The 13,808-nt window shown below is 58.8% G+C and carries 14 protein-coding genes; 1 reads left to right on the forward strand and 13 read right to left on the reverse strand.

Annotated features, from left to right (window positions below; genetic code table 11):
- Window positions 1-19: 19 nt before the first annotated feature.
- From FFH90_RS10115 to FFH90_RS10130, 4 genes are all read right to left on the reverse strand, one after another.
- Window positions 20-1,222, reverse strand: coding sequence for a CaiB/BaiF CoA-transferase family protein (locus FFH90_RS10115; RefSeq protein WP_168206158.1), 1,203 nt, complete (start codon window positions 1,220-1,222; stop codon window positions 20-22).
- 20 nt (window positions 1,223-1,242) lie between these two features.
- Entirely contained in the window at window positions 1,243-2,406 is a 1,164-nt protein-coding gene (locus tag FFH90_RS10120) for an acyl-CoA dehydrogenase family protein (RefSeq protein WP_018928362.1), read from the reverse strand.
- A gap of 66 nt (window positions 2,407-2,472) precedes the next feature.
- On the reverse strand, window positions 2,473-3,069 hold the full coding sequence (locus tag FFH90_RS10125; RefSeq protein WP_138867082.1) for a thiamine pyrophosphate-dependent enzyme: 597 nt from the start codon (window positions 3,067-3,069) through the stop codon (window positions 2,473-2,475).
- Window positions 3,057-3,596, reverse strand: coding sequence for a thiamine pyrophosphate-binding protein (locus FFH90_RS10130; protein ID WP_138867083.1), 540 nt, complete (start codon window positions 3,594-3,596; stop codon window positions 3,057-3,059). The genes FFH90_RS10125 and FFH90_RS10130 overlap by 13 nt, the downstream gene beginning before the upstream one ends.
- A 344-nt stretch (window positions 3,597-3,940) precedes the next feature.
- Between FFH90_RS10130 and FFH90_RS10135 the strand changes: the two genes are divergently transcribed.
- Complete coding sequence (locus tag FFH90_RS10135) at window positions 3,941-5,245, forward strand: dicarboxylate/amino acid:cation symporter (RefSeq protein WP_111453654.1); 1,305 nt, start codon at window positions 3,941-3,943, stop codon at window positions 5,243-5,245.
- Window positions 5,246-5,316: 71 nt separating this feature from the next.
- Here the strand turns inward: FFH90_RS10135 and FFH90_RS10140 are convergent, their stop codons facing one another.
- The 9 genes from FFH90_RS10140 to FFH90_RS10180 all read right to left on the reverse strand — a co-directional run bounded on the left by FFH90_RS10140 (window position 5,317) and on the right by FFH90_RS10180 (window position 13,726).
- Window positions 5,317-5,979: an RraA family protein gene (locus tag FFH90_RS10140; protein ID WP_018928358.1), complete on the reverse strand. Its 663-nt coding sequence runs from the start codon at window positions 5,977-5,979 to the stop codon at window positions 5,317-5,319.
- Between the two features lie 81 nt (window positions 5,980-6,060).
- Window positions 6,061-7,407 carry an MFS transporter gene (locus FFH90_RS10145; RefSeq protein ID WP_256663681.1) on the reverse strand — a complete coding sequence of 449 codons (1,347 nt, stop codon included), beginning with the start codon at window positions 7,405-7,407 and terminating at the stop codon, window positions 6,061-6,063.
- 210 nt (window positions 7,408-7,617) lie between these two features.
- A complete protein-coding gene (locus FFH90_RS10150; RefSeq protein WP_138867084.1) occupies window positions 7,618-8,583 on the reverse strand; it encodes an LLM class oxidoreductase in 966 nt (321 codons plus the stop codon).
- Between the two features lie 74 nt (window positions 8,584-8,657).
- On the reverse strand, window positions 8,658-9,410 hold the full coding sequence (locus tag FFH90_RS10155) for an SDR family NAD(P)-dependent oxidoreductase (protein WP_138867085.1): 753 nt from the start codon (window positions 9,408-9,410) through the stop codon (window positions 8,658-8,660).
- 146 nt (window positions 9,411-9,556) lie between these two features.
- Entirely contained in the window at window positions 9,557-10,456 is a 900-nt protein-coding gene (locus FFH90_RS10160; RefSeq protein ID WP_138867086.1) for a LysR family transcriptional regulator, read from the reverse strand.
- A 93-nt stretch (window positions 10,457-10,549) separates the two neighbouring features.
- Window positions 10,550-11,764, reverse strand: a complete 1,215-nt coding sequence (locus FFH90_RS10165) for a pyridoxal phosphate-dependent aminotransferase (RefSeq protein ID WP_138867087.1) — start codon at window positions 11,762-11,764, stop codon at window positions 10,550-10,552.
- Window positions 11,761-12,399, reverse strand: a complete 639-nt coding sequence (locus FFH90_RS10170; protein WP_138867088.1) for an RraA family protein — start codon at window positions 12,397-12,399, stop codon at window positions 11,761-11,763. The genes FFH90_RS10165 and FFH90_RS10170 overlap by 4 nt, the downstream gene beginning before the upstream one ends.
- The gene (locus tag FFH90_RS10175; RefSeq protein WP_138867089.1) at window positions 12,399-13,061 is read right to left on the reverse strand and encodes an RraA family protein; all 663 of its coding nucleotides are present in this window, start codon (window positions 13,059-13,061) and stop codon (window positions 12,399-12,401) included. The genes FFH90_RS10170 and FFH90_RS10175 overlap by 1 nt, the downstream gene beginning before the upstream one ends.
- A complete protein-coding gene (locus FFH90_RS10180; RefSeq protein ID WP_111453658.1) occupies window positions 13,061-13,726 on the reverse strand; it encodes an RraA family protein in 666 nt (221 codons plus the stop codon). The genes FFH90_RS10175 and FFH90_RS10180 overlap by 1 nt, the downstream gene beginning before the upstream one ends.
- Between the last annotated feature and the right edge of the window lie 82 nt (window positions 13,727-13,808).

Here is a 13,808-nt window from a genome sequence, read left to right on the forward strand (position 1 = left end):
AAATCTTTTATCGTTGCAGTCAGATGGCCCCGGCGGCGCGCATTTCTTCAATGCGCTCCGCGCCCAGCCCCAGTTCCCTGAGCAACTGTTCGGTGTGTTGACCAAGGCCCGGTACGGCATCCATGCGCGGCTCGAATGCGCTGCTGCTGCCGGGCGGGATCAGGCTTGGAATGGGGCCGGCAGAGGTTTCAACGGCTCGCCAACGGTCACGGGCCTGAAGTTGCGGGTGGTCCCAGACACCTTGCATGTCATTCACCCGGGCGTTGGCAATTTGCGCATGGTCGAGGCGATCGATCACTGCATCGAAGTTGAGCGTGGAGAACGATTCGATGATCAGTTCCCGTAGCGCATTGCGGTTCTCGACGCGTTTGAAGTTGGCCGAGAAACGCGGGTCTTTTGCCAGTTCGGGGGCAAGCAGCACCTTCTCGCAAAACAGCTGCCATTCACGCTCGTTCTGCAAACCCAGCATCACGGTGGTGCCGTCACCGATGGGGAAGGGGCCATAGGGGTAAATGGTGGCGTGCGCTGCACCGGCGCGAGGGGGTGGAGGCGCACCGTCGTAGGCGTAGTACATCGGGTAATTCATCCACTCGACCAGGCTTTCGAGCATCGACACATCGAGGTGGCTGCCTTCGCCGGTCCGTTCGCGCAGCAGCAGGGCAGACAGAATCCCGGTGTAGGCGTACATGCCGGCCGCGATGTCGGCGATGGAGCAACCGGCCTTGGCCATTTCGTCCTCGCCCGGACTGCCGGTGACCGATAGAAAGCCGCCTTCACTCTGGATCAGCAAGTCGTAGGCTTTCTTCTTCTCATAGGGACCACCGACGCCATAGCCTGAAATGTCACAGACAATCAGGCGTGGAAAGCGCTGGTGCAACACCTCAAATGACAATCCCATCCGCGCAGCGGCACCGGGTGCCAGGTTCTGTACGAGCACGTCGGCAGTGGCCAGCAAACTGTCCAGCACCTCGGTGGCCGAGTCCTGCTTCAGGTCGAGGGTCAGGCTTTCTTTCGAACGGTTGGTCCAGACGAAGTGCGAAGCCAGGCCGTTGACGCGTTGGTCGTAGCCCCGGGCGAAATCACCTGTGCCTGGACGTTCGACCTTGATCACCCGGGCGCCGAGGTCGGCCAGTTGGCGGGTGCAGAAGGGCGCTGCAATGGCATGCTCAAGGCTGACGACGGTAATGCCATCGAGCGGGCGGAGGCCTTTGGGCTGGCTCATGATGTTTATCTCTCTTGTTATTAGAAAGAGCGCGGCAGTTCGAGCAGGTGTTCGGCAACGTACGACAGGATCAGGTTGGTGGAGATGGGTGCGACCTGATACAGACGGGTTTCGCGGAACTTGCGCTCGACGTCGTATTCGCAGGCAAAGCCAAATCCGCCGTGGGTTTGCAGGCAAGCATTCGCGGCCTCCCAGGACGCCTTGGCCGCCAGGTACTTGGCCATGTTGGCGCTGGCCCCGGCGTTGATGCCGCTGTCGTATTCCTCGCAGGCACGCCAGCGCATCAGGTCGGCCGCTTCGATTTCGATGTGGGCTTCGGCGATCGGGAACTGCACGCCCTGGTTCTGCCCGATCGGGCGCCCGAACACCACGCGGTCGCGGGCATAGGCACTGGCCTTTTCGATAAACCAGCGACCGTCACCGATGCACTCGGCGGCGATCAAGGTGCGTTCGGCATTCAGTCCGTCGAGGATGTACCGGAAGCCTTTGCCTTCTTCGCCAATCAGGCTGTCAGCGGGGATTTCCAGGTTGTCGAAGAACAACTCGTTGGTCTCGTGGTTGACCATGTTGGCGATGGGCTGCACGGTCATGCCATTGCCGATGGCCTCGCGCAGGTCGACGAGGAAGATCGACATGCCTTCGGACTTTTTCTTCACGTCGGCCAACGGCGTGGTGCGTGCCAGCAGGATCATCAGGTCGGAATGCTGAACGCGCGAGATCCACACCTTCTGCCCGTTGATCACGTACTTGTCGCCTTTGCGTACGGCAGTAGTCTTGATCTTGGTGGTGTCGGTGCCGGTGGTGGGTTCGGTCACGCCCATCGATTGCAGGCGCAATTCACCGTTGGCCAGCTTCGGCAGGTAGTAGCTTTTCTGCGCCTCGTTGCCGTGTCGCAGCAGGGTGAACATGTTGTACATCTGCCCGTGCACGGTCCCGGAGTTGCCGCCGCAGCGGTTCACCTCTTCGAGGATCACCGAGGCCTCGGCCAGCCCCAGGCCGGAGCCGCCGTATTCAACCGGGATCATCGCCGCCAACCAGCCGGCATCGGTCAGGGCCTTGACGAAGGTTTCCGGAAAGCCTTTTTCTTCGTCGATTTTGCGCCAGTAAGCGGCATCGAATTCTGCGCAAAGAGCGCGTACGCCCTCGCGGATGGCATTGAGTTCTTCAGCGTTGCGATCAGTCATTATTATTCTCCTCAACGTGCCACGCCTGGCATCAGCCCGGCGTGACTCGGTCCGGGTAGGGCGCAATCAGATCGGGTTGAAACCCAGCGCAGCACGAAAGCGATTCTTGATGTAGTGACCATCACGCGGTGGCAGCACCCGTGGCGGGTTTTCAGCTTTGATCTTGATCGTTGCGAGCTTGACGCCGTCGCGGGTGGCGAAGCGCTCGCGCAGGTCATGCACGCCTTGCATGTCACGGATTTCGTCGGTCCAGCTGAAGCCGCAGGTCTTCGCCACTTGGTCCAGGGAAATACCAAAACCCGCGTGGCTGACTTGCATGCCGGTTTCGCCAAAGTGACCGTTATCCAGCACGGCGATGGTCAGGTTGGCGGGTTTTTGCAGCGCGACGGTGGCCAGTGCGCCGAAGCCCATGAGCAACTCGCCGTCGCCGGTGACCACCACCACCGACTTGTCCGGCTGGGCATTCGCCAGGCCCAGGCCGACCGTGATGGCACTGCCCATGGCGGCCCAGAGGTAGTAATTCAGATCGTGGTCGCCGGCGGCCATGACGTCATAGGACGCCGAGCCCAGGCCGGTCACGACCAGCACGTCTTTGCGGTCGGCCAGCAAGGCCTTGACCACTTCGCGGCGGCACAGGATGTGGTTGGCGCTTACTTGACCCATTTCTTTTCTCCGATCAGGCGCTGGCCGAGCAGCAGGGCAGTGGACGAATCACCGTTGAATGCCATGGTCGCGGCACCGTGCAGCAGCGGGGCGACGTCTTCGGGAACGTCGGCGCGCCAGGTCATGACTTTCATCAGGTTCAGGGAGGTTTCGGTGGCCTGGCCCATCGGGTTCTGCCACGCGTTGAACTCGGCCCAGTCACCGCGCATGGTCACCACCATCAACAGCGGGAAACCGGCACAGACCTGCAGTGCCAGGGTGTTGATGCAGTTGCCGACACCGCTGGATTGCATCAAGAGTGCGCCGCGCTCACCGCCCAGCCAGGCGCCGGCGAGGTAGCCGATGCCTTCTTCTTCGGTGGTGAGGACGACGGCCTTGATGTCCGGGTCGGCATACGACATGCGGATGGCCGCCGAGTGGCCTGCATCCGGTACGAAGACCACATGTTTGACGTCGTGGGCCTTGAGCACGCGGAACACGTCCTCCTGCCAATCCTGTCCCACGGTTTGTTCAGCTTCTGTTGACATGCCAGTCTCCCAAGCAGTGCTGCTTTTGTGTTTTCACACATTCTGGGAGTGCTGATTGCTGCCGACGACTACCGTTTTTGTCTTTGAGATATGCCTGTTTTGTATAGCTTGGAGGTGAGTGCGTGGCGCAGCAGGGAACGGCGATAACCACACATTATGGGAAGAGCAAAACCGAGCAGCAGCCTTGCGCAAAGGTGCCGAGCCTGGGCGCCGGGCCATAGCATTCGGGCATATCAGCTAGAGCGTGATCCGCTCTTATTGAGGAGGTGGGGCTAGGGTAGTTTTCCGGCTACGGGGTTACAGCGCGTAACCGACGCAACAACAATAAGAAGGGGTTACACCTAATGAAAAACAGGCTACCGGCTGCGGCAGGCATTCTGATCGCCATGCTATTGGGGGTTCTTATCGGTTACATGATTTTCCTGAACTTCCCGGACAAAGCGATGGCGACCAGGATCGCCGGTTACATCTCGATCATCTCTGACATTTTTCTACGCCTGATCAAAATGCTCATCGCTCCTCTGGTGTTCTCGACCCTGGTGGTGGGCATCGCTCATATGGGGGATGCAAGCGCTATCGGCCGGGTATTCGGCAAGGCACTGGGCTGGTTCGTGACAGCCTCATTGATCTCGCTGTCGGTGGGGTTGGTCATGGCGAACATGTTGCAGCCCGGGCACAACCTGGGATTGCCGCTGCCAGACGTGACCAGTACGACCAACTTGCAAACGTCGGTATTCACCCTCAAGGATTTCATGACCCATCTGGTGCCCAAATCCTTCGCAGAGGCCATGGCCACCAACGAAATTCTGCAAATCGTGGTGTTCTCGATATTTTTCGGCGTTGCGTTGGCCTCCTTGGGCAAGAAAGCCGCCGGCCTGGTGAATGTCATCGAAGACCTGTCCCACGCAATGTTGAAGGTCACCGGTTATGTGATGAAGCTTGCACCACTGGCGGTGATGGCGGCCATGGCAGCGACCGTTGCCATCAACGGCCTGTCCATTCTGGTCAAGTTCGCCGTGTTCATGCGCGACTTCTATCTCGGGCTGATCGTGCTCTGGGCCATGTTGGTGTTTGCCGGCTGGATGTTCCTCGGACGGCGTGTGTTCAAACTGGTGGTGTTGATCAGAGAAGCTTTCCTTCTGTCTTTTGCCACTGCCAGTTCCGAGTCGGCTTACCCGAAGATTCTTCACGCGCTGGATCGTTTTGGGGTCAAACGCAGAATCTCCAGTTTCGTCATGCCCATGGGCTATTCCTTCAATCTGGACGGCTCGATGATGTACTGCACCTTTGCCGTGCTGTTCATCGCTCAGGCATATGGCATCGAGATGTCTATCGGTACGCAGATCACCATGCTGTTGACGCTGATGTTGACCTCCAAAGGCATGGCCGGCGTGCCGCGTGCTTCGCTAGTGGTTATTGCAGCGACCCTGACTCAGTTCGATATTCCCGAAGCCGGTTTGCTGCTGATTCTGGGGATCGACACCTTCCTCGACATGGGCCGCTCGGCGACCAACGCGGTGGGCAATTCCATCGCAACCGCGGTGGTGGCCAAATGGGAGGGCGAGTTGGTGAGTGAGGATGAGGCCGAGCGTCATGCAACTGCGCTGGATGTTCAGGGTGATACAGGAGAAAAACCGCTGACGGTCTGACCTGTTATCGGTGCACCTTCAAGATCAAAGGGTGAGCATTCACAGAGGTGGATGCTCGCCCTTTGTCATGATCAGGACTTGCGTTGCAGGGTGTGATAACCCAGCTCTGACCTGGCCTCCCTGAGGGATTTGCCTTCAGCGATCAGGGCGCGGATACGGGCTTCCACCGCTTCGATCGAGCGGGCGCAGGCGGCCACTTCACTGGCACGCTCCCGAGGCACGATGACCACGCCGTTGGCATCGGCGACCACAATGTCTCTGGCGCACACGCGGGCTTGGCCGATGGACACCGGCTGATTGACCGACGCTACTTCGACCCGATCTTTGCCGGTACGCATGAACCGGCCTTTGCTGAACAGTGGATAGCCATCACCGAGTGCCTTGCTGACATCTCGGCAGACACCGTCGATAACGGTCGCTGCAATCCGTTGGCTCCCGGCATACTGGGTCATGATGTCGCCCCAGACGGTGCAATCGGTGCGCCCGTCGTTGTCGATCACCACCACGTCGCCTTCGGCCACATCGTCGATGAAATCTCCGACCGTTCCCGGCGGGCAACTGGCGCTGACGTAGCGCACGGTGAAGGCTGGCCCGACCACCACTTGCCGATAGTTGTCCAGTGGCATGATGCCCAGGCACTGGCCAGGCAGGCCCAGCTTATCCAGGGCATCGGACACACCCGGCGTATCCAGGCCTTCAAACAGGGCAACCAATTCTTTGTCTTGGGGGGACATGTGTAACGCCTCGCAGTGATGACAGAATCGTTCAAACAGAAGCCGCTCACATGAGCGGCTCGGCTTTGTTCGCAATGCACTTCAAACCGGGGCGTTCAATCTCGCCCGAGGCTCGGAAATGGTCAGCAAGAGGATGAAGCTGATAAATGAGCCGACTGCCAGCCAGGCGAACACATAGTTCCAGCCATAGTTGTCCAGCAGCAGCCCGGTAATGAAGGGTGTGGCCGCCGCGCCCAACTGACCGATCATGTTCACGATGGCGTTGGAAATGGGGAACGTCTTTTTGGTGGTCAGGCCCATTGGGTAGACCATGTAGGAGGAGAAGCCCAGGCTCAGCACAACGCCGGTCAGCATCAGCAACAAGCCATAGGGCAGGGGGTCGGCGGGCGAATTGATCAGCAGATACATCATCAGCGACGTGCCGAGCGCAGACAGCAGCATGCCGGGTTTGCGCCGCCCGCCCATTAGCCGGTCCGAGCAGAAACCACCCAGCAGGTTGCCGAGCACGGCGCCCACCCATGGCGCAGCCGACACCAGCCCCATGTTCATGATCGAGAACTGTTTGACCGTCATCAGGTAGGTCGGAATCCAGGCCAGCAGTACGCTCGATACGCCCAGTTGGAAGCAATAACTGGTGGCGCAGCCCCAGATGTTCCAGGACTTGAACACCTGCCGGTTGGTTTCCAGGGGCGTTTCATGGCGTGCACGTATGACTCGATCGAGTTTGCCCACCCAGGCTGGAATCTTCCGGGGGCGGGTTGGCTGAGTCGCTTCAGTGCTGCCGGTTTCTTCGATGATGTAGTTGAGTTCGGCTGCGTTGACGAACCGGCTCCGGGAGGGGTGATCGGTGACCATGAAGTACCAGATCACCGCCAGTACGATGCCGGGCAGGGCGAAAATGTAGAAGATCTCTCGCCAGCCCCATACCGAAATGATCACTGCACAGAGCGGTGGCACGATCACTGGCCCGAACTTGACGGCGGACAGAAAGATCCCTGACGCGGTGCCTTTTTCCCGCGCTGGAAACCAGTTGTTGATGGTCGTGGTCATGCTGATCGGCAGTGGGCCTTCAGCGACGCCAAGTCCCAGGCGATACAGTTTCAATGCCAACAGTGAGCTGGCAGTACCCACCAGACCGGTCAGCAATGAGGTCAGCACCATGGCGCCAGGCAGGATCCTGCTGACGCCGTAACGGCCGAAGGCAAGCCCGGAAGGGATTTGTGCCAGGGCATAGGCCAGCAGAAACAGGCTCATCAAGCCACCGGCCTCGGCATTGCTCATTTCAAACTCTTTACGAATGAACGGCAGCGCGACACCCAGGTTGGCCCGGTCGGCGGCAGCGATGGTGTAAATCAGAAAAATCAGGGCCGCAACCACCCAGCGGTAATTGCTGCGCACAGCAGGTTTTATGACTTCAGGCATAGACATGGGCTGGACCTTGTTTTTGTAGGTGTTGTCCGGCCAAAGTAATGAGTGTGAATCTGCAAAAAAAGCGACAAATATTCCGCTCAACAGATCACTTTTATTGATGAAAGAGGGTGGCCGAACGGGCATGATCCGTCCGCTTGGATAAGCCGCCCCGAAGGTCTGCTTGTGGCGAAAAGCAACGAGGTAACACAGGCTCTGTCGAAGCGCCGATCAGCAAGCGAAAAGTGGAATAACGTATTCAGCAAGCTCGTCCAATGTATCGCTCACCGCTCTCTGGGACAGTCTCAGGTTCAACGCAACGTGAGAGACACCCTCTTCACGTTGGCGCTCCCACAAATCGATCAACGCATTGCGACCTGCGTGTAATCCACGACCTGTGCGTAATGGCGCATTCGGGTCTTTGTCGAGCTCGAAGAAAGCACCATAACCGTAGGGTTTGAACACTTCAGGGCCACAACTTTTTCGCCAGAGATCAATGACAGCTGGCAATTGTTCGAAGTTACTCTGGTGCCAGATCCAGCCGTCCAAATGGGATGCCAGCCATTCTATTTCTTGTCCACAGCGACCAATCGCAAGCATCGGCAAGCGAGCCTGGAAGGGCTTTGGAATCAAATCCAGCGCGCCCTCCAGTGATCCGTAAAAGGCGCTCTCGTGGATGGGAAAGCTTTGCTCCGTGACAACCCGTAAAAGTGCATGAGCTGCGCGGAACCTTTCGGATCTGTTGTTGAAGTCGCTACCGAACGCCGGGTATTCAATAGGTCTATCCCCAGTAGACAGCCCGAGCAGAAAGCGGCCTCCAGTCAAATGATCCAGAGAGGTTGCCTGTTTGGCGACAATCAATGGGTCTCTGAGAGGAAGGACTATTCCGGCGGTGCCAATTGCGATGTTCCGCGTTGCAGCAGCAAGCCATGCACCGTACACCATCGGGTCGTAGATCTGGCCGACATCACCGAACGATGGATCAAAGAATGGAACATCTCTAAGCCAGATGGCGGAGAAGCCGCCTTCGTCTGCTTGTTTCGCCAACTCAGTATGTTGGTGCATCGTCGGAATAGCAGATTCCGGATAGCCCTCTAGCGGTGCAATCAATCCGAAGGTAAGCGCACCCGGTCGAAAAACTTTGGAAAAAATACCCTGATCAAGTCCATCAGGAAACTTCATTACAGCCGTTGTCATCTGCATTGCTCCCTCTGCTCAAGGGCAGGGAACCATCCGATCGTGGCGGTGGCCCGAGACCTGAGACGGGTGAGTTAGAACGAGTAGCGACGCATACCGCCATCCACCAGCAATACGGTGCCGGTGATGTAGCTTGCGCGAGGGGAAGCAAGGAAGGTGACTGCGTTAGCCACATCTTCAGGCTGGCCAAAGTCACGCAGTGCAATTTCTCGGTCGGCGAATTTTTTACGCTCTTCGCCCGGATACAGACGGCGGATCTGAGCCGTATCGATCAGCCCAGGCTGTACACAGTTCACCGTGATACCGTGCTGGCCAAGCTGTTCAGAAAGACCTTTTGACCATACGACGATACCGGCTTTAGCCACCATTGCCGCGTTGACGACTTCCGGCTCAAGATTGCCGGAGAGGCTGATGATTGCTCCGGACTTACGCTGAAGGAAGTTTGGCAACAGTTTTTGGGTCAGCTGACGATGACGGTCAAAGTTCAGCGTCATGCCTTCGATCCATTGTTCTTCAGGAGCATCAATGTCCATCGGACGGCTGCCGCCCGCGTTGTTGACCAGGATGTCGATGTGACCCATAGCGGCCAGAGCAGCACTTGCAATTCTTTCTGGGCCGTCAGCCGCGACAAAATCCTGAACGAACGTGATCGGTGCTATACCACCCGCATCGGTGATTTCGCCTACCAAACTGACCAACAGCTCTTCGTTTCGCGCAGTAGCAAATACCTTCACACCTTCAGCGGCCAGGCTTTTGACAATGGCTCGTCCGAGCCCTTGGCTAGCACCGGTTACCAAAGCAGTTTTTCCAGCAAGTTGCATATCCATGGCGAGTCCTCGAATAGACAGATTGAAAAATACAGTGGGACGAACTGAGTGTTCGCCCTGATTCGAGGAGCAATTTAGGCCTTGCTGAATGGGGGATAAACGGCCCGATTAGAACTTGATTAGTACCGTGTCGTTACCAATCGCTCTCACTTAAGACCTGCCTCGGAGAACAGTTCCATCAACCACTCCATGAACACACGAACTTTTGGTGAAAGGTGACGACGGTCGGTCAGGAGCATTGATACGGGCTTTGCGACTGTACGCAGTTGCGGAAGGACTTCAATCAGTTCTCCCGAGTCGATATGCCTCTGTAGCGAGGGCCGCAATCCTTGAAGCAATCCGAGCCCGGCCAGGCCGCAAGAGAGAAAAGCTTCGGAGTCGTCGACCACGATCCCGCTTTGGACTTTGACGGAAATGACGCCATCTCCATCCTGAAATTTCCACGGCATGATCTTGCGTCGATGCTCAATGAGGAAGTTGACTGCCAGGTGGTTATCCAGTTCATCCAGGGATTTAGGCGTACCGAATCGCTCAAAATAAGAAGGCGCGGCACAGGTCACCATAGGCACCAACCCGATACGGCGCGCTATCAAACTCGAGTCGTCCAGCTCGCCCAGGCGGACGGCGCAATCTATGCCCTCAGCAATGAGATCAATTTGATGATCAGTCGATCCCAGCGTCAGTTCGACTTGTGGGTAGAGGTCTCGAAATCCGGGAAGCGCAGGAATGATGATCGCTTTTGCCAGTACGACAGGAACGTCCACCCGTAGCTTGCCTCGCGGTGGGCGTGTGGGCGAAAACCAGTCGAAGGTATCTGCAAGATCGCCCAATAATTGCTTACATCGGTTGTAAAACTCCTCACCCTCCGGAGTGACGTTGACCCGTCGAGTGGTTCTATGAAGCAGCTGGACGTTCAATTCACTCTCAAGGTTCTGGATAGCCTTCGAGAGTGCAGGGCGGTGCAACTGGAGAGCTTCCGCTGCGCGCGTATAGCTACGTTGCTCAACAACAGCAACGAATATCTCCATCGCCTCGATCATATTCATCTAGAAGCCTCGAAGCTGCAGTTCTCAGCAGGAATCTGCCGATCGCTGCAAGTGTAATCGAGTGCGAAATATTGCACGTTCTTCACCTACGGGTTAACGCAGGGCGCTACAGAACGCCCGGATGGCCTCGCAAGCCTGACACAATGAAGCGTCATCCAGAGCATAGGCAATGCGAATATAGGGGCCAAGGCCAAAGGCGCTGCCATGCACCACGGCCACATCCGCTTCGTCGAGCAGCGCATGCGCCACATCTTCGTCGGTGTGCAGAACTCGCCCGCCTGGGGATGTTCGGCCAATCAGTCCGGCGCAGGAGGCGAATGCATAGAACGCACCTGCTGGAGCCGCGCATTCGAGTCCTGGAATGTCGTTTAGCAGCGTCACCATCAAATCTCGGCGGCGCTGGAACACGACACGGCTTTCGTGGATGAAATCCTTAGGCCCCTCCAGTGCTGCGAGTGCCGCCTGTTGCGAGATCGAACTGGCGCCAGAGGTTTGCTGGCCTTGCAGTTTTTCCATGGCCTCCAGCAACCAGCGCGGCCCGGTGGCAAAACCGATGCGCCAGCCGGTCATGGCGTAGGCCTTGGAGACACCGTTCATGGTCAGGGTTCGCGGAGCCAGTCGTGGCTCCGCCTGGGCCAGGGTATGGAACGCTTGATCGTCGAAGATCAGGTGCTCATAGATGTCGTCGGCCAGGATCAGTACATGGGGGTGATCCAGCAACACCGCCGCCAGTGCGCGAAGCTCAGCCTCGCTGTACACCGCGCCGGTGGGATTGGACGGTGAGTTGAGGATCAACCAGCGGGTTTGCGGGGTGATCGCGGCGGCCAGTGCCGGGGGCGTCAGCTTGAAACCGGTGTCGGCGTCGCAGGTGACGATCCGCGCTTCACCGCCGCACAGTTGCACCATCTCCGGGTAGCTGACCCAGTACGGCGCCGGCACGATAACCTGGTCGCCCTCGTTGAGTGTTGCAGCCAGGGCGTTGTAGATCACCTGTTTGCCACCGTTGCAGACGAGGGTGTCTTGCCAGGTGACGTCCAGGCCATTCTCGCGGCGGAATTTGGCGGCCACTGCTTCTCGCAGTGAACGGACCCCGGCGACCTGGGTGTAGCGGGTATGGCCGTGTTCAATGGCATTAATGGCCGCTTCGCGCACATGCCTGGGGGTATCGAAGTCGGGCTCGCCGGCGCACAGCGAAATGATCTTCGCGCCTTGTGCCCGGCGTTCCGCCACCCGGTCCATGATCCGGTAGGTCGCGGAAGGTTGCGCGCTGGCCAGGCGCTGGTTCAGTCGTTGGATATCAAGGCTCATGCGCGGGTTCTCCACTCGGTCAGGTTCATCAATTCCAGGGGCGAGCGGCCTTCGGTCAGCGCCTGCATCATCTGCGTTTCCTTGTTCGCGCGCACCTCGCCTTCGGCCAGGGTACGCGCCGCATCCGCCTTGGGGATGATGATGACGCCGTCATCGTCGGCCACCACCAGATCACCCTGAGCCACCAAGGCACCGTTGAAATTGAACGGTTGCCCCACCGACGGGGCGCTGGCCTTGACCGTGCCTTTGATCGAGATGCCACGGGCAAATACCGGGAACTGGCGTTTCTTCAGGGCCGCGATATCGCGTACGCCGCCATCGATCACCAGACCGACCACGCCAGCCGCTTCGGCCGCCACGGTGAGCACTTCGCCCCAGTAACCGGCGATGAAACCACCCGTGCCCACGACCAGTACGCTGCCACGGGGCACTCGTTCCATCGCCAGGTGCAGGGCCAGGTTGTCGCCCGGCGAACATTCCAGCGGGTAGGCGGGGGCGGCGATGAAGGCGCCGTCCCAGATCGGGCGGATCACACTGTCGACCGCGCAGGGCAGATGGGACGCTTCATACAGCGTCGAACTGCCCAGTACTTTTGCCCGTTGGTGAAAATCCGCGGGGAAGGGGAGCGTGCTCATCAGGCTTTCCTCTGCAGGCTGTGGTAGCCCAGGGCGGCCCGGGCTTCCTTAAGGGTTTTGCCCTGAGCGATCAGGGCACGAATGTCGGCTTCGACCGATTCGATCTGACGGGCACACGCCGCCACTTCCGCCGCACGCGCGCGAGGCACGATCACCACGCCGTTGGCGTCGGCGACCACGATGTCTCGGGAGCAGACCCGTGCGGTGCCGATCGACACTGGCTGGTTGACCGACTGCACCTGCACCCGGTCTTTGCCGGTACGCATGAAGCGGCCCTTGCTGAAGATCGGATAGCCATCGCCCAGCGCCTTGTTCACGTCGCGGCATACGCCGTCGATGACCGTGGCGGCGATCTGCCGGGTGCCGGCGTACTGGGTCATGATGTCGCCCCAGACGGTGCAGTCGGTGCGACCGCTGTTGTCGATGACCACCACGTCGCCGGGCGCCACGTCGTCGATGAAATCGCCCACGGTGCCAGGCGGTACGCTAGCCGAGACGTATTGCACGGTGAACGCCGGACCGACGATGACCTTGCTGTAGTTGTCCAGGGGCGCCACACCGAGGCATTGGCCGGGCAGGCCTAGTTTGTCCAGGGCATCGGAGACACCCGGAGTGTCCAGACCTTCAAACAAGGCGACCAGTTCTTTGTCTTCGATATTCATCAGGCGTGCTCCACGTGGATCGCTTCGAATTGGGTGTCATGCATCACTTCGGCTACCGAGCGACCGCTGCGGACTGCCTCGACCATGCCGTCCTGGCGGCGAGCAATACGCTCGCCAAGGTCGACCACTTTCTCGATATGGGTTGAGGGCACGAACACCGTGCCGCAGGTATCGGCGATGACATAGTCGTTCTCGCTGACATCGACGCCGGCGACGTTGATCGTCACGCCAGCATCGATCTGCACCACCCGATTGCGCGCGCTGATCATGGTCACGCCACGGCCGTAAACCGGGTAACCGATGGCTTCGCTACCGTCGATGTCGCGACTGAAACCGTCGATCACCGTGCCGCGCACTTTCTTGCCGGCCGCTGCGTTGGCGAGGATGTCACCCCAGCAGGAGATGCCTTCGATACCACCGGCGATCACCAGCACGCGATCGTCGCTGTCGATCTGTTCAACCACCGGGGTAATCAGGTGCACCGTGGGCGCACTGTCGGATTTTGGCGCCAGCAGCACCGTACTGGCGCGGCCGACGATCCTTGGGCAGTTCCACAACGGGCGCAGCCCAACGGTGGCACCCGGCAGGCCGAGGAAGTCGAGCGCATCGGAAACCGTATTGGTATCCAGCGCCGCCAAGCGATCCAGCAAACTTTTATTGATCATGGGAAAGCCCCTGTGGTGACGGAGGCGCCCAGTGTCAGTGAGACAATTTGATAGGTATATTACTAATCACAGATACGTTAGA

Source organism: Pseudomonas sp. ATCC 43928 (assembly GCF_005938665.2).
Lineage (GTDB): Bacteria > Pseudomonadota > Gammaproteobacteria > Pseudomonadales > Pseudomonadaceae > Aquipseudomonas.